This is a genomic window from Halomonas sp. AOP12-B1-6 (assembly GCF_052379225.1).
Classification (GTDB): domain Bacteria; phylum Pseudomonadota; class Gammaproteobacteria; order Pseudomonadales; family Halomonadaceae; genus Vreelandella; species Vreelandella casei.
This window is the reverse complement of record NZ_JBQSYK010000001.1, coordinates 940,287-963,785: the sequence shown is the minus strand read 5'-3', so window position 1 is coordinate 963,785 and position 23,499 is coordinate 940,287. Positions and strand designations below refer to the sequence as shown.

The window sequence follows — 23,499 nt, the reverse complement described above, 5'->3', positions numbered from 1 at the left end:
TCATTAAATAAGCGGTGGTCAGGGCGTCAATCAATCAGTCGGTGCCAAGCTGGCGCTGGTAGTCGGCGGCGATGCTATGGTCACCGCGGGCATGGGCGATATCAACTGCCATCTCTAGCGCTGCTTGATCGGGCTCAGCGAGCTGTAAATAAGATTGCAGCGGTGACCAGGCCTGAGCGTAATTGCCCTGCGAATATTCGAGTTCAGCTAACATTAAATAGCCGCGCGCATTGCGCGGATCAATACTTTGCGCACGCTGCAGCCTGGCGCGCGCGTCATCAAATTCTTCCAGCGCCACATAACACTGCCCGAGGTTGGTAAATAACTGGGACCGGTTGGCGTACTGGGCATCCTGGGATGCAGTCTCTAGCTGTTCACAGGCGGGGTCAAACTGGCCCTGGCCGTACAAAAACGCCGCATAGTTGTTACGGGCGCGCGTAAAATCAGGTTCAGCGTTAACCGCTTGTTGAAAATAGTCGTTGGCCAGTGCATTTTCGCCCTGGCGCTGGTAAACCAATGCTAGCGCTTGCAACGCTTCTGCATGGTGAGGGGCAATATCGAGCGCCCGGTCCAGTGCATTAAGCGCGCGGGGAAGATTGTCGCGCTCCAGATAAGCGACGCCAAGCTGCGTATAGGCATCGGCCGCTGCTGGGTTGGCTTGGGGTGAAGCCGTGTTGGATGAAGCACAGCCAGCAAGCCACAGGCTGCCGATAAGCACGGTCAGCAGGTGCACCCGAATTGGGTGTTGGCGCTTGCGGTGAGCGATCATATCAATCCTCTCGTGGTGAACGTCCAACGACTAATAACAGTGCAAATAAAGCATAGCGCCGTGACAATAAAAACCGTGACCATCAAAGCGCCGCGCTAGGCGGAAGTCAAGCCAAGCCCTGTTTTGTAACCGTTGCGTTAGTCGGCATCAAGCTGTACCGACTGGATATGGCGCGCACTGCGTTTAGTACGGTCTTTCACGAGCCCAACTAACTGGCCGCAGGCGGCATCAATATCTTCACCGCGAGTTGTTCTCACCGTTGCATTGTAGCCTTCATCGTAAAGCCACTGCTGGAAGCGCATGACCTGGTTGCGCGACGGTTTTTCGTACCCGGAATTAGGGAACGGATTAAACGGAATCAGGTTAATCTTACACGGCAGCTCTTTAAGTAAAGCGGCGAGCTGCTCTGCGTGCTCCTGCTGATCATTGATGTCTTTGATCAGCGTGTACTCAATGGTGATCTGCCGATTGTCTGGTCCTTTGGACAGGTAGCGATGGCAGGCATCCAGCAACGCGCGAATGTTATATTTGCGATTGATGGGTACCAGCGTATTGCGCAGCTCGTCCGTTGAGGCGTGCAGCGAAATGGCCAGACTAACGTCTATTTCATCGCCGAGCTTGTCGATCATCGGCACAACGCCGGAGGTCGACAGTGTCACGCGGCGCTTTGACAGGCCATAGCCGTTATCGTCAAGCATCAGCTTCATGGCCGGCACAACGTTATCAAAGTTGAGCAACGGCTCGCCCATGCCCATCATGACAACGTTGGTTACCGGGCGGTTGGCCGTATCACGGCGCGGGCCAACGCTACGCTGAGCGACCCACACCTGGCCAATGATTTCAGCTGCGGTTAAGTTGCGCTGAAACCCTTGCTTGCCGGTGGAACAGAAGCTGCAGTCCAGCGAGCAGCCGACCTGAGAAGAGACGCAGAGCGTGCGGCGCTTGCCGTTCTCAGCCGGAATCAATACCGTTTCTACGTAGCTGCCATCTTCTACTTCCAGTACCCATTTGCGGGTGCCGTCGCTGGAAGTGCCTTCATAGACTACCCCAGGGCCACGAATTTCTGCTACCCGCGCCAGTTTTTCACGCAGCGGTTTGGAGAGATTCGTCATGGCAGCAAAATCATCGCTACCCTCTTGGTGAATCCACTTCATTAGCTGCGCAGCACGGAATTTCTTTTCGCCAATCGACAAAAAGAACGTTTCCATCTGCTCGCGGGACATGCCGAGCAGGTTGTGGCGTTCAGGTGACGCTTTGGCAGCAGGTGTGCTGGCGGCATCAGAACGAGGAGCGGGCGTATGTTGGGCTACAGTGGTGGTCATGGCGATCAGCGTTAAAGAGAAGGGCGGAGGCGTAGCCTCCGCAAAATGGCCGGCAACGAAAGTCGATACGGCGGCGCCATCAGTTAGGCCCATCAGTCAGGCCTATCAGTCAGACTTAGCGCGGGCAAATTTCGTCGTTGCCGAAGAAGTAGCTAATTTCGCGCTTAGCACTTTCTGCAGAATCAGAACCATGGACAGCGTTGGCGTCGATTGTTTCCGCAAAATCGGCGCGAATTGTGCCAGCAGCGGCATCTTTCGGGTTAGTGGCGCCCATCAAGTCGCGATTTTTAGCAATGGCGCCTTCACCTTCAAGTACTTGAACCACAACCGGGCCAGAGGTCATGAAGCCAACGAGGTCTTTAAAGAAAGGACGCTCTTTGTGCTCTGCGTAAAATCCGCCAGCTTTCTCTTCAGAAAGGTGTGCCATTTTGGCCGCTACTACGTTCAGGCCGGCTTTTTCAAAGCGAGCGATGATCTCACCGATAGCATTTTTGGCAACGGCGTCAGGCTTGATAATAGAAAGAGTGCGTTCAGTAGCCATGCGAATGGTCTCCTTGAGTTCTTGAAAAAGAATTAAGCAAAAATTGCCGCCTCAGAAACCCAGGGCGGCCAAGACAAAATGATTTGGCTAATGTGGTTCAGCAGTAAGCGCATTTAAAAGCGCACGGGAATTCCCCGGCTGCCTGAACTCAGATATCCAGGGGCGCGATTATAGCGCTTAAGCCGGGGGATGAATACCGGTGATGAAACCTCGCCGCATATAGCTTAAACGGTAAAGCTCTCGCCGCAGCCGCATTCATCTTTTACGTTAGGGTTATTAAACCGGAAGAAGCGGTTGAGTCCTTCGCTAACGTAATCCACTTCACTGCCGTTGAGCATCTCTACAGCATCGGGCGCAACGTACACGCTGGCGCCGTGGGCTTCAAAATGCACTTCTTCTTCACTGATTGTATCGGCAAAGTCGAGCACGTAGCTAAAGCCTGAGCAGCCGCTAGGTTTGACCGAAACCCGCAGGCCCAGGCCTTGGCCGCGCTCGTCAAGCACATGGCGGATCTGCTGTGCGGCAGCCGGTGTAATGTTAAGTGTTGCCATGGGGCGTCCTCCTTAAAAAGTGTCAGCCGCTTAACGTGGCGGTGCACGTAAACTGCTCACCGCGTGGCGAATGAGCGTTAGCGCATGATCAATGTCGGCTTCGGTGGTGAAGCGGCCAAAGCTAAAGCGCAGCGATGAAAGCGCAAGCGAGCGTGGCGTGCCGATGCCAAGCAATACGTAGGAAGGATCGACGCTGGCCGAGTTGCATGCTGAGCCGGTGGATACAGCGACGTCACGCAGCGCCATCAGCAGCGATTCACCGTCGACCCCTTCAAACGCCAAGTTGAGAATGTTAGGCACAGCGCTATCGAGCGGCGTATTGGCAAAAATGCCCTCTACGCCTTCCAGTCCGGCTAAAAAGCGCTGTTGCAAACGGCCGATATGCGCGTTGTCGTCATCGAACTGTTGCTGCATTAAGGCAAGCGCTTCACCCATTCCCGCAATTTGATGGGTCGGCAGCGTTCCAGAGCGCATGCCGCGCTCGTGGCCGCCGCCGTGAATGAGTGCCTCAATGCGAATGTCCGGATGGCGCTTAACATAGAGCGCCCCTACGCCTTTCGGGCCGTAGGTTTTGTGCCCAGAAAGCGACATCAAGTCAATTTGCTGAGCCACCACGTCGAGCGAGATGCGCCCCGTTGCTTGCGCCGCATCGGTATGGAACGCGGCGCCAAATTCATGGGCGACGCCCGCCAGCGCGGCGATATCATTAATGCTGCCCAGCTCGTTATTGACGGCCATTAACGAGACCAGCGTGGTGTCGTCACGCATGGCAGCGCGCAGCTGCTCAGGCTGAATGCAGCCATCGCGCCCTGGCGTTAGCCATGTCACCTCAAAGCCTTCTTTTTCAAGCGCGGCAGCGGTATCAACCACCGCCTTGTGCTCGATTGTAGAGGTTACTAGGTGCATGCCGCGCTCGCGATTAGCGCGCATAAAGCCAGTCAGCGCTAAATTGTTCGCTTCCGTGGCACCGCTGGTCCAAACAATCTCTCTAGGATCGGCACCAATGGCATCGGCCACCTGGCGGCGCGCCTGCTCGACCACCTGTTCCGCCTGCCAGCCGAGCATGTGGCTGCGCGATGCGGGGTTAGCAAACAGCTGGTCAACCGTTAAATAGCGCTGCATGACCTCTACCACGCGCACGTCAACCGGCGCGGTGGAGGCATAATCTAAGTAGATTGGCAGCGTAGGCGTGGTCATGGTTAAGGTACCGGCGGTTTATTAATAATAACGACACAAGAAGCGCTAATGAATGGCTGGCGCTAAGGCGATGAGACCAGAATGCCGGCGTCAGCGCGCTGATCCTGTCGCGCTGCTATCTTTATGACATCAGGACGCAGGATCAGTTGTGCCAGGGTCATTTCATCAAGAAAGTGACGAATCTGAATAGACAGCTCGCACCATAAATGGTGGGTCAGGCAAGTGTCGCCCTGCTGGCAGTCTGAAAGCCCTTGGCAGCGTGTGGCATCAACGCTTTCATTCACCGCGTCAATGACGTTCGATACGCTGATAGCGGCCGGCGGCTGCGACAGCAAGTAGCCGCCGCCCGGCCCGCGCACGCTGTCAACCAAGCCGGCGCGGCGCAGGCGAGCAAACAGCTGCTCTAAATAGGAGAGCGATATTTCTTGGCGTTGGGAAATATCGCTTAGGCTGGTCGGGCCGTTATGGGCATGCAGCGCTAAGTCGAGCATGGCGGTAACGGCGTAACGGCCTTTGGTGGTCAAGCGCATGGCAAGCACCTCGACGCTGAACCCTCAGCGCTAACGGCAAATGTGTCGCCATTATGGGAAAGCCTGAGTGCTTTGGTCAACTATTACTCGGTGGCGGCGCTGTTGGCCCGCTGCCTAAATCGTTAGCAGAGGGCGCCGTTGAGCGCTTTTCGACGCTAGAGCAGGCGCTATCATGCTCATCCAGAATGTCGGCAAAATCTTCGTTGCGTAGCGCAGGCAAACGACCTTCGCGGTAGTCGCCGTCTAATTTGCGCAAGGTCGAACACATATGTTCGATGCGTTCATCCACCGCATGCATATGATCAAGCATCGCCTGCATCGAGCGTGCAACGGGGTCTGGCATGTCCTGGCTAACGCCGTACGCATCAAAGCCAAATTTCTGGCAGATGGCTTCACGGCGAGCCGGGTCGACGTCCAGGGCTTCTTCTACATCGGGGTCGGCGCGCTTAACAATTTTGCCCGGAATGCCGACCACCGTAGCGCCTGGGGGTACTTCTTTAGTGACCACTGCGTTAGAGCCAATCTTGGCCCCGGCACCCACGATAAAGGGGCCGAGTATCTTGGCACCGGCACCGACAATCACACCATCCTCAAGCGTTGGATGACGTTTGCCTTTGTTCCAACTGGTGCCGCCGAGCGTGACGCCTTGATACAGCGTCACGTTATTGCCGACTAGAGCGGTTTCACCAATCACCACGCCCATGCCATGGTCGATAAAAAAGCGTCGCCCAATGGTAGCGCCTGGATGAATCTCAATGCCGGTTAGCCAGCGCGAGAAGGTTGATAGCGTCCGTGACAGCCATTTGAGATTTTTCTTCCACAGCCAGTGGCTGCAACGATGCAGCAGCAGCGCGTGCAGGCCAGGGTAGTTGGTCAGCACCTCAAGAAAGTTGCGTGCGGCCGGGTCGCGCTCAAATACACTGTTGATGTCTTCACGCAGGCGTTGAAACATAAGAAGTCCTTGGGAGCGACAACGAATTTTAGAGGATACTGCGATGTTGGGGCGTCTGCCGATGACTTCAAGCTACGCCGGCAATCAGCGCTAACGTCGCGGATTGCCTGCGGCTTTGTCGGTAGCCGATAGGATTCCACGCAAAATATTGATTTCCATGCGCTCAGGGCGGGCGCGCAAGTATAAGCGGCGTAGTCTCGCCATGAGCTGTCGCGGTTGGGCCGGGTCATGAAAATCAATGTCAATTAGCGTTCGCTCTAGATGCTCAAAATAGTGCTCGATCTCAGCGTGTGTCGCCAGCTCTTCTTCATCGACAGCTGCCGCTGGCGGCGTATCGACTTGGCCAAGCCACGCCATACGACACTCATAAGCCAGCACTTGAACCGCCGCTGCCAAATTGAGTGAGCTAAAATCAGCATTGGTGGGGATATGCACATGGGCATGGCATCGCTGGAGCTCAGCATTGGTAAGGCCGCTGTCTTCGCGGCCAAAGACCAGCGCGATGCGGGCACCCTCGGGCTGACACTCTGCGGGCAGGCGGTCCGCTAATTCTCGCGGAGAGAGCATTGGCCAGGCCAGCGTACGCGAGCGTGCGCTGGCGCCAACGGCTAAGGTGCAGTCAGCCACCGCTTCTTCTAGCGTTGTATGTACGCGCGCTTGATGAAGCAGGTGATCAGCCCCTGATGCGCGGGAAATACTGTCCTGAGTCAGTACCTCACAGCGGGGGGCGACGAGAGCTAAATCTGCTAAGCCCATGTTGTGCATGGCGCGTGCCACGCCGCCGATGTTGCCAGGATGGCTAGTGCCAATTAGAACAATGCGAATGCGCTCAAGCATGATAGGGCCCGGTAAATAGTGCTCGGTGATCAATAAGGTGTAAAACGCGCAGTCTAGCATGAGTCGATGGCATGCCCGAGAACGGTCTGCTAGAATTGCGCCCCAAAGGCGACTATACGCGCCTGCGCTTAGCGCTCTGTTGTTTGCTTTACACCCCGTTCTTTAACATCACTGTCACAAGGCCCGATCATGAATCCTATGGTCCAATTTACGCTGCGTGCTGCACGCGGCGCTGTTGAACATTTTATGCGTGTACGCGAACGTATTGAAAACGCTCACGAAGAATTTAACCTTGATCGCCTGCTCGATGAGACGGCGCGCAAGGCCGAAGCAACGATTGTTCAGCAGTTGGAACGCGGTTATCCCCAGCACGGTGTTACCGGCCGCTTTACACCGCATAGAGCGGGTGAAGGCGAAGGTGCGGATGTCGTCTGGAAAATTGAACCAATGCACGGCTATTCCAATTTAGCCGTTGCCGGTACGGGCTTTGCACTGTCAGTGGTGTGTCTTATCAAAGGTCGTCCCGAGCACGCGGTGATTATTTCCCCGTTCGGCGACGATGAATATATCGCCAGCCGCGGTCGCGGCGCTCAGCACAATGACAAACGCATGCGCGTTAGCAAGCCCACTGCCATTACGGGTACGCGCATGGCGATGAGTCTACCGGAAGCCTGGCTGCGCACTCGTCATTTACCTGCTTACTTAACCGTTAGCCAACAGCTCGCCCCGCAGGTAGAAACATTGCTGGCGACGGGAAGCGGTCTCTTGGATTTGTGTGAACTCGCCTGTGGCCGCGTTGACAGCGCCTTCGTGCTGGGTCTGGAAGAGCAGGATATGCAGGTGGGTACGCTGTTCTTAAAAGAAGCCGGTGCCCTGATGGGTACGCCTGACGGCCAGCCGATAGTGAAAGTAGAAGGGCTGCTGATGGCGGCTGGTCCACGCCTTTATAAAGCGCTGATCAAGCAGTTGACGCCGCACTTTTAAAGCGCACTGCCCAGCCAAGCACTTCGGATAAGTTAAGCACTTCGAATAAGTTAGGCGCTGCGAATCATGTAAGTGCATCGAATAAAAAAGGCCCCTGCTGGGAAACCAGCAGGGGCCTTTTTGTAGGCTCGAGATACTCAGTTAAGAAAGGGTGCCGTTAAGGCAGCTCTTCCTCTTCTTCGTCGGTCTCTTTTTTGGTCGGTATCAGGTCTTCTCGTGACAGCTTCAACGGTAGCAGTAGCGCCGCGGCAATGTAGATAGAAGAGAACGTGCCAACCCCGATGCCAACCAGCAGCGCGATGGCAAAGTTTTCGATCATATCCCCGCCCAGTAGCAGCAGAGCGAGCAGTACCAAAATGGTGGTGCCCGATGTTGCCAGTGTGCGGGAAAGCGTGGCGTTAATCGCTTCGTTAAAGATCTGCGGCATATCATCGATTCGTGAGGTTCGGATCATCTCGCGAATGCGGTCATAAACCACGATCGTATCGTTCAGCGAGTAACCGATCACCGCCAAAATGGCCGCCAGTACGGTAAGGTCGAAATCGAGCTGGAAGAGGGCAAAAACACCCACTACGATCACGACATCGTGTAGCAGAGCCAGCAAAGCGCCAATCGCAAACTTGTACTGAAAGCGAAGCGCCACGTAAACCATGACGACGCCCAGCGCTACCAGTAGGCCTAGGCCGCTTTGGTCGCGTAGCTGGTCGCCTACCTGTGAGCCAACGAACTCAGCGCGAACAAGGTTCACGCTATCGCCACTCGCTCGCAGTAGGTTGACGACTTCGGCACCTACGTCAGCGTCAAACGCTTGCTGTAGGCGAATTAAAATTTCTGTCGATCCGCCAAACGTCTGCACGGAAACATCTTGAAAGCCGCTTTGTTCGAGCAGCACGCGAATTGCATCGAGTGAGGGCGCTGCGCCGTAGCGCACCTCAATCAGCGTGCCGCCGGTAAAGTCCAATCCCAGGTTGAGCTGCTGGAATAGGATGGCGCCAATCGACACAATTAATAGCAGGGCGGAAACGGCAAACGCGATGTTGCGCCGTCCCATAAAGTCGATTCGCAGGTGTGATAGGGGTTTCATTACCACCTCTTAAGTTCTGGGCTAAGCACACGAATTAAATCCATGCTTTTCAAATCCACAGCTTTTTGACGGGTTTGCTGCCATAAGCCAAGTTGACCATGGCGCGAGTCACCATTAGCGCGGTGAATAGCGATGTCAAAATACCGATAGAAAGCGTGACCGCAAATCCTTTAACCGGGCCGGAGCCAATCGAAAATAGGATGATAGCCACAAGCAGCGTAGTGATGTTGGCGTCAACGATCGAGGTAAACGCGCGTTCATAGCCTGCTTGAATCGCCTGCTGAACCGATAAACCGTTACGCAGCTCTTCACGTATTCGCTCAAAAATTAGCACGTTGGCATCTACCGCCATGCCCAGCGTCAGCACTATGCCGGCAATGCCTGGCAGTGTCAGCGTCGCGCCCAGCATCGACATTACCGCAACCAGCAGCGTTAAGTTCAGCGCTAGGGCAATGTTGGCGAACACGCCAAAGACTTTGTAGCGCACCAGCATAAAGATCACGATCAGCAGCAGGCCGATCTGAACCGACAGCAGGCCTCGCTCAATGTTTTCAGCGCCCAGGCTTGGTCCAATCGTGCGCTCTTGGACAAAGTAGATAGGCGCTGCAAGCGAGCCAGAGCGCAACAGCAGCGCAAGCTCGGAGGCTTCTGTTGGTGAGTCTAAGCCGGTGATACGAAAGCTGTTGCCTAGCGCGCTTTGAATCGTGGCTAAGCTAATCAGGCCGCGCTCAACATAAGGCTCGCGCTCAAGCGTTTCTTCGCCCGTTTCCGGGTCGACCACCACGGTATCTTCGCTTTTATGCTCAATGAACAGCACCGCCATATTGCGACCAATGTTGGTGCGCGTGGCGCGGTTCATCAGCGTGCCACCGGTGCCATCTAGGTTGATATTAACCTGGGGGCGGCCATTTTCATCAAAGCTATTGCTGGCGCTGGAAACACTGTCACCAGTAATGATGACATCACGCATTAGCTCAGCGCTGCGTGCTGAATCATTCCGAAACGTCAGCGTTTCTGTTTCGTTAGCCGGCGTGTCGTTACGCGCTTCTAAGCGAAACTCTAGGTTGGCGGTTGCACCGACAATACGTTTCGCGGCAACGGTATCCTGAACACCAGGTAGTTCAACCACAATTTGATTGGGGCCTTGGCGCTGTACCATGGGCTCCGCAACGCCCAGTTCGTTGACCCGATTGCGCAAGGTGGTCAAGTTCTGGTTAATCGCGTAGTCCTGGATGCTGCTGACAGATTGATCGCTTAATGTCATGACTAAGCTAGATGCGCGGCCATCGCCTGCATTTGAATACTCAAAGTCAGGAAAGTCGCGAGTGATCAGTCGGCGTGCCGTATCACGGTCTTCAGCGCTGGCAAAGTCGATCGAGAGTGAGCGATCTTCTACGTCGGTATTGCGGTAGCGGATACGCTCGCTGCGCAGCAGCTCGCGCATGGCGCTGGCGTTAACTTCAAGGCGCTGGGTCAGTGCGGCGTCCATGTCCACTTCAAGCAAGAAGTGCACGCCGCCACGTAGATCCAGGCCTAACGTCATAGGCGAAGCAGAAAATGACTGCAGCCAACTAGGTGTCGCTTCAGCGAGATTTAACGCCACCGTGGCATCACTGCCGAGTACGTCAGTGGCAATGTCGCGAGCGTTGAGCTGGTCATCGTCATGGCGCAGACGAATGAGCCATTGCCCGTTTTCTTCTTCTATCGCCTTGATGTCAATGTCGCTTTCAGTTAGCGCGGCTTCAACAAGGTTAATCTGACGTTCGTCCAGCGAGTCGCCTTGGGCGCTGCTGATTTGGACGGCGGGATCTTCGGGGAATAGATTGGGAAGCGAGTAGATAAGGCCGACCGCCAGGACGACGAGTATCAGCAGATACTTCCACAGGGGGTAACGGTTGAGCATGCAAGCCCTGCCTTCAATTACAAACGGAATGCTGTGCACAGACATGCTGTGCACAGCAAAGTTCACCATCATTCATACCATGTCACCCCTGCCGGGGTGGCTGGCACTGTGTCGGCAGGGGTGTTGAAAGCATTAGATGGACTTAATAGTGCCTTTAGGCAGTACGGCAGCAACGGCATTTTTCTGCACGTTAACTTCGGTGCCTTCAGATATCTCGATGGTCAGGAATTCGTCGCTCACTTTAGAGATACGACCTACCAAGCCGCCGCCGATGACAATTTCATCACCTTTGTCTAAATTAGTGACTAGCTGCTTATGCTGTTTGGCACGTTTGGCTTGCGGGCGCCACAGCAGGAAGTAGAAAATCAGTACGAAGCCGACCAGCATGACGATTTGCGCAATACCACCGCCACCGGCGGCGGCTTGGGCATGGGCTGGTGAGATGAAGAAATCCAGCATTGCAGAGAACTCCTGAGTTAGAAAAGCGTGGTTTAAAAGCTTAGGTTTAGAAAAGCTTAGGTTTAGAAAACATGGGTCTAAAAAACATGGTTTAGAAAAATATAGCCAAACAGTTTAAACCACGCGCCAAGGCACGTGGCGATTAATTCGTTAGATTTACGCTAGGGGAGGCACTGGCAGGCCGCGCCGAGCATAGAAACCTTCCACAAAGGCCGTCAATGTACCCGCTTCAATTGCCGCGCGCAAATCAGCCATTACACGCTGGTAGTAACGTAAGTTGTGAATGGTGTTTAGCATTGAGCCGAGCATTTCATTGCAGCGGTCTAAGTGGTGCAAATAGCCCCGTGAGAAATGCTGGCAGGTATGGCAATCGCACTCTTCATCAAGCGGACGCGTGTCAAAGCGGTGCTTGGCGTTACGAATTTTGACCGTGCCGTCTGACGTGAACAGGTGGCCGTTACGCGCATTACGGGTAGGCATAACGCAATCGAACATATCCACGCCGCGGCGTACGCCTTCCACGAGATCTTCAGGCTTGCCGACGCCCATTAAGTAGCGGGGCTTGTCATCGGGCATCCAGCTGGGCAGGTAGTCGAGAACCTTGATCATCTCTTCTTTAGGTTCGCCGACGGAAAGCCCGCCAATCGCTAGGCCGTCAAAGCCGATTTCCAGCAACCCTTTCAGCGAACGTTCGCGAAGCTCGGGATGCATGCCGCCTTGAATAATGCCAAACAGAGCAGAAGGTGACTCGCCGTGGGCATCACGTGAACGCTTGGCCCAGCGCAGCGATAGCTCCATGGACTTTTCGGCTTCCTCAAAGGTCGCCGGGTAGGGCGTGCATTCGTCAAAAATCATGACCACGTCGGAACCCAGCGAGCGCTGAACAGCCATGGACTCTTCCGGCCCCATAAAGACTTTGCTGCCATCGACCGGCGAGCGGAAGTGCACGCCCTGCTCGGTAATTTTACGCGTTTTGCCCAGCGAAAAGACTTGGAAGCCGCCGGAGTCGGTGAGAATCGGCTTGTCCCACTGGGCGAAATCGTGCAGGTCACCGTGGGCTTCAATCACCTCCGTGCCGGGGCGCAGCCACAGGTGAAAGGTATTGCCCAGGATGATTTCAGCGCCGGTCTCTTTAATCGAGTCGGGCGTCATGCCTTTTACCGTTCCGTAAGTGCCGACCGGCATAAACGCAGGTGTTTCAACCGTGCCGCGGGGGAAGTGCAGGCGACCGCGGCGTGCGCGGCCATCCTCAGCCAGGCGCTCAAAGCGCATAAAACATTCGTTTCGCATAAAAATAACTCGTTAATCTCGTTCGTTTGGCGCGGCTTGTGCAAGGTTGATAAAGCAATTACTAACGGGTCAATAGCATGGCGTCGCCGTAGCTAAAAAATGCATAGCGCTCGGCCACCGCCTGCTGATAGGCGTGCATGATGGTGTCGTAGCCTACAAAGGAAGAGACCAGCATCAGCAGGGTGGATTCAGGCAAATGGAAGTTGGTAATTAAAGCATCCACACAGCGCCATTGATAACCGGGATAGATAAAAATGTCGGTATCGCCGCTGTACGACGCGATCTGCCCATCGCTGCTTTTTTGGCAGGCGCTTTCCAGGCAGCGCACGCTCGTCGTCCCCACGGCCACAACCCGCTTGCCAGCCGCCAGGGTGTCACGCACCTGTTGGCAGGTAGCCTCAGAGACTTCAATCCACTCGCTGTGCATGTGATGCTCAAGGATATTATCCACGCGCACTGGCTGAAACGTACCGGCGCCCACATGCAGCGTCACAAAGGCACGATTAACGCCTTTGTCAGCGAGGGCGTCCAGCAGCGGCTGGTCAAAGTGCAGCCCTGCGGTGGGTGCCGCTACTGCACCGTCACGCCGGGCGTACACGGTCTGGTAGCGCTCACGGTCGCTGATCTCATCTTTCCGGGTAATATACGGCGGCAGCGGCATATGGCCGTGTTTTTCAAGCAGCGCAATCATCGGCGTGTCGCCTAAAAAGCGCAGTTCGAACAGCGCGTCGCGGCGGCCTTCTACGATAGCGTGAACATCACCTTCAAAAATCAATTCCGTGCCGGGCTTAGGTGATTTACTAGAGCGAATATGCGCCAAGCCGCGGTGAGCATCCAGCGGGCGTTCAAGCAGCATTTCTATTTTTCCGCCGCTTGCCTTGTGGCCGTGCAAGCGCGCGGGAATGACGCGAGTATCGTTGAACACCAGCAGGTCGCCAGGTTCCAGAAGTGCCAGCAAATCAGGAAAACGACGATGCTCTAGCGCGCTGCTTTGCCCATCCACGCACAGCAGACGGCAGTCGCTACGCTGCTCAGAAGGGTAGCGAGCAATTAACTCGTCGGGTAGCTCGTAATGAAAATCCGCGCGCTGCATGGCGTATGACTCTTAACGTTGATCAAACAGGCGACATAGGATAGCGCTTTGGCTGGATAAAGTCAGTCGATGCGATTGACCTACCTCAATTTTTACGTATAATGCGCATCCATTGCCGGTATGGCGGAATTGGTAGACGCAGCGGATTCAAAATCCGCCGCCTTTACGGGTGTGCCAGTTCGAGTCTGGCTACCGGCACCAAATACTAAGGGCTTAGCGTTCATCGCTAGGCCCTTTTTAGTGGTTTCAATTTGTTAGTGCCCGCCATTTGCGTTTTCTCGTCTGAGACAATGCATTTGTTCGCTTTTTCCTGCCTAGCCGTTTTATAGTGAATGAATCGCATTCGATGAAAGACGGACTCTCGCCATGGCCCTTTTTGAGCTGTATAGCCGCAATCTCGCCCAAGAGCAGGTGGCTCATACTCACGATTTTCATCAGCTTATCCTGGCGACCTGCGGCGTGACTGAGCTTTCGATGGAAGGGCAGGGGGAGCGGGTAACTGCCCGCCGAGGCTGCCTGATTCCCTCTTCGCGCCATCATGAATTTCAAGGCGATGGCAGCAATCGTACGCTTGTGTTGGATATTCCCGTTGCGCACTTGGCGCTAATCGAACAAGGCGGCGAAATTGAGCGCCTTTTCGATAAGCCGCGTTTTTTCAGCGTTCCGCCGGCGCTAAATCAGCTGACCCACGCCTTGGCGCACCAGTTGGAACAGTGCCCTGCATTACAAAATGAAATCGCGATCTTGTTACTGCGCGCGCTTTATATGTATTTGCAGGATGCTACGCCGACGGCCGTCGCGCAGTTGGGGCAGCACTGCATTAGTGAACGCCTGGATCTCGCGCGCTTAGATGCGTGGTTGGACCAGCACTTGGCCGATGACGTCCGTGTGGATCAACTGGCTTCTTTATGCGCTTTGAGTCCGGGGCATTTTCACAGCTGTTTTCGTGAGCTTACCGGCGTCACGCCGCTGGCATACGTGCAGCGTAGGCGTTTAGAGCATGCCCGAAACCTAGTGCGGCATAGCACGCTGAGTCTTGGGCATATCGCCATGCTAGTGGGCTTTCGTGATCAGGGCAGTTTCTCCCGCGCCTATCGCCGCTACTTTGAACTTTCTCCTTCTTCAGATCGTTAGGCCCTTCCTCTGATCGTTAATCCCCACTGCTTGCCGCGTTTTGTCTTGTTTGCATGACTTGCGGGCAAATCTATCGCAGTGTCGGGCAAGTAATTTTCCCAGTAGCGCTTTAGTCTCTTAAGACCTTATTTTACCGGAGAGACCCGATGAGCGTTACTTACCAAGACAGCAATGCGCGCATGAGCCAAGTCGCCATTCATAACGGCACCGTCTACCTTGCTGGCCAGGTTCCCCCCGATGCTACTGCGGATATGCGCGGCCAGACTGAGCAAGTGTTGGCGCGCATCGACCAGCTGCTCGCTCAAGCCGGCACTTCTAAAGAACACTTGATCTCAGCGCAGATCTGGGTGACCAGCATGGCTGAATTCGATCAAATGAATGCCGCGTGGGATGCGTGGGTCGTTCCCGGCCGCCCACCCGTGCGCGCCGCGCTTGAAGCGAACCTCGCTAAGCCTGAGTGGAAGGTCGAAATTATGGTCATTGCCGCACTGCCGGAGGCCTAATATGCGGGTCATCTCTGCCGAGGAGGTCGCCCGCCATCTAACCTGGGATGGCTTGATCAAGCGGCTGCAAACGACGTTTGTAGAGGGCATTGAGTCTCCTCCCCGTCATCATCATGCGATGCACCGTCCTGACGGCGAAGCCACGATGCTACTCATGCCCGCTTGGGAAACAGCGGGCTATATCGGCGTTAAAATGGTCAACGTGTTTCCACAAAACGCCGATCACGGTATTCCTGCTATTTCGGGGCTTTACCTGCTCAGCGAAGGTAAACACGGGCAGCCGTTGGCCTGTATTGATGGTAGCGAGCTAACGCGTCGCCGTACCGCGGCAGCGTCTGCACTGGCGGTTAAAGCGCTGGCGAATGCGTCGGCAGAAACGCTGCTGGTCGTGGGCACCGGCAAGCTGGCACCCATGGTGATTGAGGCCCACACCAGCGTGCGCCCGATCAAGCGCGTGATGATTTGGGGGCGCAACCTTAGCAAGGCGGCGGCGATTGCCGACGAATACGCTGGGCGCTTTGAAACACAGGTAGTTGAAGACTTGGCCTCAGCCGTCGCGCAAGCTGACATCGTGAGCTGCGTCACGCTTTCGACTCAGCCGATTATCAAAGGCGAGTGGCTCACGCCGGGGACGCATCTTGATTTGATCGGCGCTTTTCGCCCACAGATGCGTGAAACCGACGCTGAGTGTGTGCGCCGTGCACAGGTATTTGTGGATACCTATGCCGGTGCTAAAGGCGAGGCGGGCGATATCCTTCAAGCGATAGAAGAAGGCGCTTTTCGCTTTAACGATATTAAGGCTGAACTTGCCGAAGTGCTGTCCGGCACAAAGCCGGGACGCTCTGATCAGGCCGCCATCACGTTATTCAAATCGGTGGGTGCCTCACTTGAAGATTTAGCTGCGGCTATTGAGGTATGGGAATCACTGCCCGAATAACGCTGCATAAATAACGTAACGGGCTGATGCTGATAATAAGACGCTAGATATAACAGCCTGTTACGTCACAACGCCAGTCATAACGAAGACCGACTAATAACCAAAACGAGGTGTGTTATGAAAACGAATCAATCCTTACTAATTGCCGCCCTGGCAGCACTGCCCTTGGCCATTGCCAGCGTCAATGCCCAAGCGCAGTCCTATGAAATGGTGATTGCCACTCAGATTCCGGAAGATATGAGTAACAACGAAATCTATCCGGCACTGATGCATTTTAAAAACCTGGTGGAAGCACGTACCGACGGCGACCTTGAGGTCAATATCTTCGGCGGCGGTCAGCTAGGTTCAGAAGTTGAGAACGGTTCGGAAGTGCAGGGCGGGCGCACACTGCAGTCGACGATTATTACCGCAGGCGCGATGTCATCATTTTACGAAGACTATCAAATGGTCACGGCGCCGTTCCTGTTTACTAACTGGCGCCAAGCATGGACCTTTTTTGACAGCGAGTGGTTCGCTGACTTTATGTCCGGCACGATTGAAGCGGCCAATATGCGTTACCTGGGCACCTTTGATGACGGTGGTGGTTTCGTCGCCTTTACCAATAACGTGCACTTGATTAAGACCGTCGAAGATTTAGAAGGGCTGAATATTCGCACCGAAGAAAACCCCGCCCACGTCGCGATTATGCGCTCGCTAGGCGCCTCTGCAACGCCACTGCCTTGGGGCGAGCTGATCACTGCGCTGGAAACCGGTCTTGCCGATGGCCAGTTCAATGCGCCGGTGCTCAACACCACGTTTAACTTTGATGCCGTCACCGACTACACCACGCTTACCGGGCATGTGTATAACAGCGCCCCGTGGGTCGTCAGCGAGTCCTGGTATCAGTCGTTGCCTGAAGACTACCAGCAGGTGCTGATTAGCTCTGCGCGCGAAGCCATTCAGCTGAGTCACGGTATGTCAGGAGCGCTGGCAACAACGAGCTGGGTGGAATCCTGTGAACGCTTCGTCGAATGCTACTTAATGCCTGATTCAGAGCGTGAACGCATGGCCGATATTGCCCGCCCGGCATGGCAAACGTGGATCGTCGATGACTTTGGTATGGACGAGACCCGCGTGCAGGGCCTGCTTGATGAAGTCGCGCGCGTCGGCCAGCAAGTGGCAGACGATGACTACCGCATTTATGGTCAATAACAGCAGGGTCAGTAAGAGCTGGGTCAATAAAACCAGGGCCAATAACTGCTGGATCATTAACGGCTAATTCTTAACCAACGCTGGAGCGGCTGTTATGCGCTCCAGCGTGAGGGATGGTGATGGGTGTATTAAAACCTTTGCGCCGGCTAAGCGATAGCATCAATCAGGTGGCCATTGTGGTCTGTGTGGGCTGTATCCTGGCAATGTTGGGGATCTCGTTTACCGCCTTTCTTTATAAGCTAGCGACGGGCAGCACGCTGAGCTGGACCTACTCGCTGGCACGCCTCTTTCTACCGTGGATCGGTTTTCTTTCCATGACCATTTCGCTGCGCTACGGCGAACATGTGGCCATGACGCTGCTGATACGCAGCCTGCCAAAACTCCTAGTGCAAATCGGAGCAGGGCTCTGCCTGGCGGTGATCGGCTTGTTTGCACTCATGCTGATTTGGTATGGCTGGGGCTACTTCACTAATGCCACTCAGGTTTACATGGTCTCCGACCAAATTCGTATCCCCAGTAAGGTTACCGCCATCGTGGTGCCGATTAGCGGCGTCATTATGCTGCTCCACTTAGTGCATGGCTTCTCCTTGCTAGAGCACTTTTTAGATGAGAGCGAGATGATTGACGAGCTCATTGAAATCAATGACGGGGAGAACCGCTCATGACGCCCGCGATTCTAGTATTCGTATTGCTATTATTTATTGGTGCGCCCGTTGCGGTGGTGATGGCGATGTCGGGGCTAGCGGGTGGTTTCGCACTGGGCGGTGAGCGCATGCTGGGTATTATTGCCGACCGCATGTTCTCGGGCGTTTCCGGCTTTCTATTGATTGCCATTCCCTATTTTATCTTTACCGCTGAACTGATGAACCAGGGTGGGCTAACCCATAAGCTGATCGCGTTTAACAATGCCTTATTCGGCCGTGTGCGCGGGTCGCTTTCCCATGTCAATATTTCGGTATCGGTGTTTTTTGCTGGCCTAACCGGCGCCGCCGTCACGGATACCGTGGCGATTGGTAAAATCATGATCCCCGAGATGAAGAAACAGGGTTACGACGCCGAATATGCCGCCGCCGTCACCGCCTGTTCATCGATCATTGGGCCGATCATTCCCCCCAGCGTGGTTATGGTGGTGTACGCCACGCTGCTGCGGGATATTTCGGTGATCGATCTGTTTGCGGGGGGGATTATTCCCGGGCTGTTAATGGCATTAGCTCTGCTGGGAATGAGCTTTTTTCTAGCCTGGAAACGTAACTACCCTAAGCAAGCGCCAACGCCGTTTAAGGCCGCAATGATCGCTCTACTGGTCGCGCTTCCTGCGATGGTAGTGCCGCTGATTATCATGGGCGGTATTCTCTCCGGGCTTACAACGATTACGGAAGCCTCCGGCTTTGCGGCCGTTTATGCGATTATCATTGGCACCGTGTTCTATCGCAATCTTACCTGGCGAAAAATATGGGACTCGCTGGTGACCACCGTGCGCTTTTCAGGCGTGGTGTTCTTTCTATTGGCAACGTCTGCGGTGCTGGGCTGGTTTGTCACGCGCTCGGGTATTGCCCGAGACGCCGCCAGCTTGATTACCACCTTTAGCGATATGGCCTTTGTGCAACTAATGCTGGTATGCCTGCTACTGTTAATCATAGGCACGGTGATGGATGTATTGCCCGCGTTAGTCGTGATTGCCCCGGTGTTAGTCCCCGCGATGATTCAGCTTGGCTTTGACCCTTTGCACTTCGCTATTTTGATGATTGTGGTGCTGAATATCTCCAATGTGACGCCGCCGGTAGGGATGACGCTAATGACCGCCGCGCGAATAGCCGAAGTGCCTTACGAGCGAGCAATTATTGCCTCGCTACCGTTCTACGTCTCGTTTCTGGTGGTGATTGTGCTGCTAGCCGCATTTCCAGCGCTTTCCACCTGGATTCCGTCTTTACTCTAATGGGCTACCAGGGGTTGTACGAAACGTCATCGAACGCAGGCCGTTCTCGTCAAGAACCTAAGGATTGCGAACTTAATCATGAAATGCTTCTACCATCCCGACCAAGCCTCTCATGCACCGCCAACGTTTTTACTGCGCGGGCAGCCTGCGCCGTCACCGGAAGGTCCGGTGCGCGCAGAGCTGCTCTCGCAAGGTTTGGCTAGCGTAGGGCTTACACTTACAACGCCTAGCGAAGCGGATTCTCCTCGGCTGCGTAAGCGCTTAGAGCAGATTCATACGCCGCGCTACCTGCAGTTTTTGGAGACTATTTACGCGCGCTGGCAGGCGCTGCCTAACGCAGCCGCGTTTGTCGCGCCGAATATTCATCCTTGCGGGGGCGGCCACCATTACCCGCGCCATCCTATTGGCCAAGCGGGCTGGCATCTGCACGATATGGCCTGCCCGCTAGGAGCTACAAGCTTTCGGGGCGCGCTGGCCTCCGCTGCGACGGCTGAAGCCGCTGCAGAAGAAGTGCTTAACGGTGCGCCAAATTCCTACGCCCTATGTCGCCCGCCGGGCCATCACGCTGGGCCTGAGCGCGCGGGTGGCTTTTGCCTACTCAATAACGCCGCGCTGGCAGCCACGGTGCTGCGTGAGCGCTTTGCCAAGGTGGCGATCATTGATGTGGATCTTCATCACGGCAACGGCACCCAGGATATTTTTTATGCCCGCAGTGACGTGTGGACCGGTTCGCTGCACGCCGACCCCAGCGACTTCTACCCGTTCTTTTGGGGCGGTGCCGATGAAGAGGGCTGTGGCGAGGGCTTAGACGCTAACGTGAATTTGCCTTTATCAGTCGGAAGCGATGGCGAGGTCTTTCTAGATGCGTTGGCGGTGTTAATTGATCACCTTCAGAGCTATGCACCCGATGCAGTGGTAGTGGCGCTGGGACTGGATGCCCATAAAGACGACCCGTTAGCCGGCTTGAACGTGGAAACCGACGCCTTTGTCGATGTGGGCAAGCGCTTAGCCGCGCTGTCGCTGCCCACGGTGATTATTCAGGAAGGTGGCTATCCTACTGAGCATTTAAGCGTCAACTTAGCCGCCTTTATGCAGGGCTTTGCGCCATGAAGGCAACCGGCTTTTACTGGCATGAGCGCTGCTTTTGGCATGACCCAGGGGCGATAGGCGTATTTTCCGCACCCGGTGAGTTTTTACAGCCCCAGGCGGCGTCTGAAAGCCCGGAGAGCAAGCGTCGGTTAAAAAATATTCTCGAAGCCAGTGGGTTGATTGATGAGCTTCACGTCGTGAAGCCACCGGCAGCGATGGTTGATGATCTGCTGCGTTTTCACACCCCGCGCTATTTAAATCTGCTTCAGGCGGGCGACAAAAGCCAAGGCGGTAACGGTGGCGACTGTGCGCCCTTTATGCCCGGCAGCTGGGCGGCGGCTACTCAGTCGGCGGGTTTGGCGGTGGCGGCTGTTGAGGCGGTAGCGCGGGGCGACGTAAGCGACGCTTACGCACTATGCCGCCCGCCTGGCCACCACGCAGAAGCCGATCAAGGCCGCGGTTTTTGCCTACTGGGCAATATTCCCGTGGCGGTGATGCGCGCTCGTGCCCTGGGGCAGGTGAAACGCGTGGCGATACTCGATTGGGATGTTCACCACGGCAACGGCCAGCAGGCCGCCTTTTACAGCGAGCCTGACGTATTCACGGTGTCGCTCCATCAAGCGGCTAACTACCCGCTGGAAACCGGTAGCTTTGACGAGCAGGGCGAAGGCCCCGGCCTCGGCGCCAATCTTAACTTACCGCTGCCGCCAGGCTGTGGCTTGGGCGCCTACGCGCACGCCATGGAAACCCTGGTACTGCCTGCGCTGGAAGCCTTTGCGCCTGAATTGATCGTGGTGGCCTGCGGCTATGACGCCTGCGCCAAAGACCCGTTAGGCAAAATGCTGCTCAATAGCGCAGCGTTCGCCCGCATGACTGCCCAGCTGAAAGCACTGGCCGAGCGCTGCTGCGAAGGCAAGCTGGTAGTGATACACGAAGGCGGCTACTCGGAGGGCTACGTGCCGCTATGCGGTCACGCGGTTATCCAAACACTGGCGGGCAGTACGACGACCGTACCCGACCCGCAAAACGATGAAATTGCCGCGTGGGGCTATCAGGCCCTGCAACCGCACCAGCAGGCCTTAATTGAAAGCTGGTGCCAACAGTGGGAGCAAGCAAAACGATGACACCGCTTGATGATCGCGATGGCTGGATTTGGCTAGACGGCGAATGGCGTGAGTGGCGCGACGCTAAGGTTCACCTGTTTACCCATACCCTGCACTACGGTATGGGCTGTTTTGAAGGTGTGCGTGCTTATGCAGGCGCTACGGGCACGCATCTGTTCCGCGTCGCTGAACATACGCGCCGCTTGGCAGAAAGCGCCCATGCGCTGGACATTCCACTGCCGTTCAGTGAGGCAGACATCATCACTGCTCAGCGCGAGTGCCTGAGTAAAAATAGCCTAACCAATGCCTACCTAAAGCCCACCGTGTTTTTAGGCTCAGAAGGCTTGGGGCTGCGTGCTCAGGGGCTCAGCACCCACCTGATGGTGGCAGCGTGGGATTTAGGCCCATACATTTCACCGCAGGCGGCCACCCACGGGCTGCGGGCCCTGACCTCTTCCTGGGCGCGTCACCATGTCAATATCAGCCTATGCCGGGCCAAGACGAGCGGGCACTACGTTAACTCGATGCTCGCGCTCAATACCGCCGTGAAAGCCGGGTTTGATGAAACCATTATGCTTGACCCAGAAGGCTATGTGGCCGAGGCCTCGGCGGCTAACGTCTTTTTGCTGCGCGATGGCGTACTGCACACGCCGGAAGTGACGTCGTGCCTGCAGGGCATTACCCGGGATAGCGTGATTCAGTTAGCGCAAAAAGTGCTGGGCATTGAAGTGCGTGAGCGGCGGATTACTCGCGATGAGCTATACACCGCTGATGAAGCGTTCTTAACCGGCACCGCCGCTGAGATACTGCCGCTGCGCGAGTTGGATGGGCGGCGTATTGGCGCCCGCGCTGGGGCGCCACCGGCCAATGAACCCATTCATCCAGACAGCGTGACGGCTCAGCTGCAAGGCTTATACCGTCAGGCGGTGCGTGGCGAGCTGGATGATTTTAGACATTGGCTAACGCAGGCTTAAGCGTTAATCGCAGCCTCTAATGCCGCTAGTCTTCCTGGTTCCAGCGCTGCTTGTACGGCGGTAATACGAATGATGTTGGCAAGCGCCGGGTGTGCCAATCGAGCCACTAACACGCCTTCGGCGAGCAGCTGCTGATGCACCTCGGCGGCGAGTTCGGCGCTGGGTAGGCGGATGCCAACAAAGTTCGTGGCGCTGGGCAGTACGTCGGCACCCAGCGCGCGAAAGTGCGCTGCCAACTGCTCGCGGCGCGCTTTCACATCGGCTACGTGCTGGTCGACCTCGTCAGGATGGTCGAGCACCACTTCCGCGGCCACTAGCGTTAACGACGACACCGCATAGTGAATGCGCACTTTCATCATCATCGCCAGCACGTCAGGGTCAGCGATGGCGTAGCCAATGCGCAGGCCAGCCAGGCCATGGGCCTTGGAGAGCGTACGCAGTCGTATCACGCCGGGCAGTGCTTGGGCAGCAAACTCGCGGTTAGCATCGTCGCGAAAATCTCCATAGGCTTCATCTAGCAACAGCCAGCAGGTATCGGGCAGCGCTTCACGCAGCTGCACAATCGCGCTGTCGCTGTGTAAGTGGCCGCTGGGGTTGTCGGGATTGGCTAAGTACACCAGTCGTGCATCTTCTTTATGCGCCGCAGCGACTATCGCTTCGAGGTCGGGCGCCAGCAAGCCAGGTGCCTCAGCGTAGCTGGGCTCAACCAAGCGGCATCCCTGGCCAAGTGCAAAATAGCCAAAGGTGGGGTAGGTGCCGGCGGTGCAGATGACGGTCGCGCCGGGTTCACAGGTCGTGCGCAGGGCCAGGGCAATAAGGCTGTCGGCACCGGCATCGACCAGCAGCGTTTCAAGTGCCATACCATGCTGGGCACTCAGGCGCTGGCGCACGCCGAGCGCCTCGGCATCGCCGTAGCAGTAAACGTGTTCGGCTAGGGCATCGCCAAAGTGCTCGCGCAGTGCACGGTGGGGCATGTCCAGGCCTTCGTTAGAGCCCAGTCGATGAGGGATCTCCTTTCCGATGCGGCGCTCTAACACCTTGATGCCAGGAAACGGGTTAACAGGGCCTTCACTGGTTAAGTGTTCGGGATAGCGGGGCATAGCGGTTCCTAAAAGCGGTC

24 protein-coding genes and 1 tRNA gene are annotated in these 23,499 nt (G+C 55.8%); 11 read left to right on the top strand and 14 right to left on the bottom strand.

Annotation, left to right across the window (positions count from 1 at the left end; all coding sequences use genetic code 11):
- Window positions 1–34 precede the first annotated feature (34 nt).
- From pilW to ACT3TR_RS04265, 8 genes are all read right to left on the bottom strand, one after another.
- Window positions 35–769 (bottom strand): type IV pilus biogenesis/stability protein PilW, encoded by a 735-nt coding sequence (pilW, locus tag ACT3TR_RS04300; protein ID WP_441686764.1) that lies wholly within the window; start codon window positions 767–769, stop codon window positions 35–37.
- 137 nt (window positions 770–906) lie between these two features.
- A complete protein-coding gene (rlmN, locus tag ACT3TR_RS04295; RefSeq protein ID WP_192535992.1) occupies window positions 907–2,091 on the bottom strand; it encodes a 23S rRNA (adenine(2503)-C(2))-methyltransferase RlmN in 1,185 nt (394 codons plus the stop codon).
- A 115-nt stretch (window positions 2,092–2,206) separates the two neighbouring features.
- Window positions 2,207–2,632 (bottom strand): nucleoside-diphosphate kinase, encoded by a 426-nt coding sequence (gene ndk / locus ACT3TR_RS04290; protein WP_444624435.1) that lies wholly within the window; start codon window positions 2,630–2,632, stop codon window positions 2,207–2,209.
- A gap of 224 nt (window positions 2,633–2,856) precedes the next feature.
- A complete protein-coding gene (locus ACT3TR_RS04285; RefSeq protein ID WP_096282062.1) occupies window positions 2,857–3,183 on the bottom strand; it encodes a HesB/IscA family protein in 327 nt (108 codons plus the stop codon).
- 30 nt (window positions 3,184–3,213) lie between these two features.
- Entirely contained in the window at window positions 3,214–4,380 is a 1,167-nt protein-coding gene (locus ACT3TR_RS04280) for an aminotransferase class V-fold PLP-dependent enzyme (RefSeq protein ID WP_193062904.1), read from the bottom strand.
- Window positions 4,381–4,442: 62 nt separating this feature from the next.
- Entirely contained in the window at window positions 4,443–4,910 is a 468-nt protein-coding gene (locus ACT3TR_RS04275; protein ID WP_444624436.1) for a Fe-S cluster assembly transcription factor, read from the bottom strand.
- Window positions 4,911–4,986: 76 nt separating this feature from the next.
- Complete coding sequence (gene cysE / locus ACT3TR_RS04270; protein ID WP_193062900.1) at window positions 4,987–5,862, bottom strand: serine O-acetyltransferase; 876 nt, start codon at window positions 5,860–5,862, stop codon at window positions 4,987–4,989.
- A 90-nt stretch (window positions 5,863–5,952) separates the two neighbouring features.
- A complete protein-coding gene (locus tag ACT3TR_RS04265) occupies window positions 5,953–6,699 on the bottom strand; it encodes an RNA methyltransferase (protein WP_193062936.1) in 747 nt (248 codons plus the stop codon).
- 189 nt (window positions 6,700–6,888) lie between these two features.
- On the opposite strand from ACT3TR_RS04265, the gene ACT3TR_RS04260 reads away from it, so the two are divergent.
- A complete protein-coding gene (locus ACT3TR_RS04260; protein WP_193062898.1) occupies window positions 6,889–7,683 on the top strand; it encodes an inositol monophosphatase family protein in 795 nt (264 codons plus the stop codon).
- A gap of 157 nt (window positions 7,684–7,840) precedes the next feature.
- On the opposite strand, the gene secF is transcribed toward ACT3TR_RS04260, so the two are convergent.
- The 5 genes from secF to queA form a co-directional block, all read right to left on the bottom strand.
- Entirely contained in the window at window positions 7,841–8,767 is a 927-nt protein-coding gene (gene secF, locus ACT3TR_RS04255; RefSeq protein WP_193062896.1) for a protein translocase subunit SecF, read from the bottom strand.
- 49 nt (window positions 8,768–8,816) lie between these two features.
- The gene (gene secD / locus ACT3TR_RS04250) at window positions 8,817–10,670 is read right to left on the bottom strand and encodes a protein translocase subunit SecD (protein ID WP_193062894.1); all 1,854 of its coding nucleotides are present in this window, start codon (window positions 10,668–10,670) and stop codon (window positions 8,817–8,819) included.
- A 132-nt stretch (window positions 10,671–10,802) separates the two neighbouring features.
- A complete protein-coding gene (yajC, locus tag ACT3TR_RS04245) occupies window positions 10,803–11,129 on the bottom strand; it encodes a preprotein translocase subunit YajC (RefSeq protein ID WP_193062892.1) in 327 nt (108 codons plus the stop codon).
- A gap of 156 nt (window positions 11,130–11,285) precedes the next feature.
- Window positions 11,286–12,401: a tRNA guanosine(34) transglycosylase Tgt gene (gene tgt / locus ACT3TR_RS04240; protein ID WP_444624770.1), complete on the bottom strand. Its 1,116-nt coding sequence runs from the start codon at window positions 12,399–12,401 to the stop codon at window positions 11,286–11,288.
- Window positions 12,402–12,480: 79 nt separating this feature from the next.
- Window positions 12,481–13,512 (bottom strand): tRNA preQ1(34) S-adenosylmethionine ribosyltransferase-isomerase QueA, encoded by a 1,032-nt coding sequence (queA, locus tag ACT3TR_RS04235; RefSeq protein ID WP_096282055.1) that lies wholly within the window; start codon window positions 13,510–13,512, stop codon window positions 12,481–12,483.
- 114 nt (window positions 13,513–13,626) lie between these two features.
- Here queA and ACT3TR_RS04230 point away from each other — a divergent pair.
- The 10 genes from ACT3TR_RS04230 to ACT3TR_RS04185 all read left to right on the top strand — a co-directional run bounded on the left by ACT3TR_RS04230 (window position 13,627) and on the right by ACT3TR_RS04185 (window position 22,379).
- Window positions 13,627–13,713: transfer RNA gene (locus ACT3TR_RS04230), tRNA-Leu, on the top strand.
- Window positions 13,714–13,878: 165 nt separating this feature from the next.
- A complete protein-coding gene (locus tag ACT3TR_RS04225) occupies window positions 13,879–14,646 on the top strand; it encodes a helix-turn-helix transcriptional regulator (protein ID WP_096282054.1) in 768 nt (255 codons plus the stop codon).
- Window positions 14,647–14,792: 146 nt separating this feature from the next.
- Entirely contained in the window at window positions 14,793–15,149 is a 357-nt protein-coding gene (locus ACT3TR_RS04220) for a RidA family protein (protein ID WP_096282053.1), read from the top strand.
- A 1-nt stretch (window position 15,150) separates the two neighbouring features.
- Window positions 15,151–16,086 (top strand): ornithine cyclodeaminase family protein, encoded by a 936-nt coding sequence (locus ACT3TR_RS04215; RefSeq protein WP_096282052.1) that lies wholly within the window; start codon window positions 15,151–15,153, stop codon window positions 16,084–16,086.
- A gap of 117 nt (window positions 16,087–16,203) precedes the next feature.
- Window positions 16,204–17,277: a TRAP transporter substrate-binding protein DctP gene (gene dctP / locus ACT3TR_RS04210; RefSeq protein ID WP_096282051.1), complete on the top strand. Its 1,074-nt coding sequence runs from the start codon at window positions 16,204–16,206 to the stop codon at window positions 17,275–17,277.
- A gap of 119 nt (window positions 17,278–17,396) precedes the next feature.
- On the top strand, window positions 17,397–17,942 hold the full coding sequence (locus ACT3TR_RS04205; RefSeq protein WP_444624437.1) for a TRAP transporter small permease: 546 nt from the start codon (window positions 17,397–17,399) through the stop codon (window positions 17,940–17,942).
- Window positions 17,939–19,213, top strand: coding sequence for a TRAP transporter large permease (locus ACT3TR_RS04200; RefSeq protein WP_441686722.1), 1,275 nt, complete (start codon window positions 17,939–17,941; stop codon window positions 19,211–19,213). Before ACT3TR_RS04205 ends, ACT3TR_RS04200 begins: the two co-directional genes overlap by 4 nt.
- A gap of 78 nt (window positions 19,214–19,291) precedes the next feature.
- Window positions 19,292–20,323, top strand: a complete 1,032-nt coding sequence (locus ACT3TR_RS04195) for a histone deacetylase family protein (RefSeq protein ID WP_444624438.1) — start codon at window positions 19,292–19,294, stop codon at window positions 20,321–20,323.
- Window positions 20,320–21,426: a class II histone deacetylase gene (locus ACT3TR_RS04190; RefSeq protein WP_444624439.1), complete on the top strand. Its 1,107-nt coding sequence runs from the start codon at window positions 20,320–20,322 to the stop codon at window positions 21,424–21,426. The genes ACT3TR_RS04195 and ACT3TR_RS04190 overlap by 4 nt, the downstream gene beginning before the upstream one ends.
- Window positions 21,423–22,379, top strand: coding sequence for a branched-chain amino acid transaminase (locus tag ACT3TR_RS04185; protein ID WP_441686719.1), 957 nt, complete (start codon window positions 21,423–21,425; stop codon window positions 22,377–22,379). The genes ACT3TR_RS04190 and ACT3TR_RS04185 overlap by 4 nt, the downstream gene beginning before the upstream one ends.
- Here the strand turns inward: ACT3TR_RS04185 and ACT3TR_RS04180 are convergent.
- Complete coding sequence (locus tag ACT3TR_RS04180; RefSeq protein ID WP_444624440.1) at window positions 22,376–23,479, bottom strand: pyridoxal phosphate-dependent aminotransferase; 1,104 nt, start codon at window positions 23,477–23,479, stop codon at window positions 22,376–22,378. The two genes, ACT3TR_RS04185 and ACT3TR_RS04180, sit on opposite strands and share 4 nt — an antisense overlap.
- Between the last annotated feature and the right edge of the window lie 20 nt (window positions 23,480–23,499).

Coding starts and splice junctions, on each gene's coding strand:
- pilW (WP_441686764.1), bottom strand. CDS start 769: ATGATCGCTCACCGCAAGCGCCAACACCCAATTCGGGTGCACCTGCTG.
- rlmN (WP_192535992.1), bottom strand. CDS start 2,091: ATGACCACCACTGTAGCCCAACATACGCCCGCTCCTCGTTCTGATGCC.
- ndk (WP_444624435.1), bottom strand. CDS start 2,632: ATGGCTACTGAACGCACTCTTTCTATTATCAAGCCTGACGCCGTTGCC.
- ACT3TR_RS04285 (WP_096282062.1), bottom strand. CDS start 3,183: ATGGCAACACTTAACATTACACCGGCTGCCGCACAGCAGATCCGCCAT.
- ACT3TR_RS04280 (WP_193062904.1), bottom strand. CDS start 4,380: ATGACCACGCCTACGCTGCCAATCTACTTAGATTATGCCTCCACCGCG.
- ACT3TR_RS04275 (WP_444624436.1), bottom strand. CDS start 4,910: ATGCGCTTGACCACCAAAGGCCGTTACGCCGTTACCGCCATGCTCGAC.
- cysE (WP_193062900.1), bottom strand. CDS start 5,862: ATGTTTCAACGCCTGCGTGAAGACATCAACAGTGTATTTGAGCGCGAC.
- ACT3TR_RS04265 (WP_193062936.1), bottom strand. CDS start 6,699: ATGCTTGAGCGCATTCGCATTGTTCTAATTGGCACTAGCCATCCTGGC.
- ACT3TR_RS04260 (WP_193062898.1), top strand. CDS start 6,889: ATGAATCCTATGGTCCAATTTACGCTGCGTGCTGCACGCGGCGCTGTT.
- secF (WP_193062896.1), bottom strand. CDS start 8,767: ATGAAACCCCTATCACACCTGCGAATCGACTTTATGGGACGGCGCAAC.
- secD (WP_193062894.1), bottom strand. CDS start 10,670: ATGCTCAACCGTTACCCCCTGTGGAAGTATCTGCTGATACTCGTCGTC.
- yajC (WP_193062892.1), bottom strand. CDS start 11,129: ATGCTGGATTTCTTCATCTCACCAGCCCATGCCCAAGCCGCCGCCGGT.
- tgt (WP_444624770.1), bottom strand. CDS start 12,401: ATGCGCTTTGAGCGCCTGGCTGAGGATGGCCGCGCACGCCGCGGTCGC.
- queA (WP_096282055.1), bottom strand. CDS start 13,512: ATGCAGCGCGCGGATTTTCATTACGAGCTACCCGACGAGTTAATTGCT.
- ACT3TR_RS04225 (WP_096282054.1), top strand. CDS start 13,879: ATGGCCCTTTTTGAGCTGTATAGCCGCAATCTCGCCCAAGAGCAGGTG.
- ACT3TR_RS04220 (WP_096282053.1), top strand. CDS start 14,793: ATGAGCGTTACTTACCAAGACAGCAATGCGCGCATGAGCCAAGTCGCC.
- ACT3TR_RS04215 (WP_096282052.1), top strand. CDS start 15,151: ATGCGGGTCATCTCTGCCGAGGAGGTCGCCCGCCATCTAACCTGGGAT.
- dctP (WP_096282051.1), top strand. CDS start 16,204: ATGAAAACGAATCAATCCTTACTAATTGCCGCCCTGGCAGCACTGCCC.
- ACT3TR_RS04205 (WP_444624437.1), top strand. CDS start 17,397: ATGGGTGTATTAAAACCTTTGCGCCGGCTAAGCGATAGCATCAATCAG.
- ACT3TR_RS04200 (WP_441686722.1), top strand. CDS start 17,939: ATGACGCCCGCGATTCTAGTATTCGTATTGCTATTATTTATTGGTGCG.
- ACT3TR_RS04195 (WP_444624438.1), top strand. CDS start 19,292: ATGAAATGCTTCTACCATCCCGACCAAGCCTCTCATGCACCGCCAACG.
- ACT3TR_RS04190 (WP_444624439.1), top strand. CDS start 20,320: ATGAAGGCAACCGGCTTTTACTGGCATGAGCGCTGCTTTTGGCATGAC.
- ACT3TR_RS04185 (WP_441686719.1), top strand. CDS start 21,423: ATGACACCGCTTGATGATCGCGATGGCTGGATTTGGCTAGACGGCGAA.
- ACT3TR_RS04180 (WP_444624440.1), bottom strand. CDS start 23,479: ATGCCCCGCTATCCCGAACACTTAACCAGTGAAGGCCCTGTTAACCCG.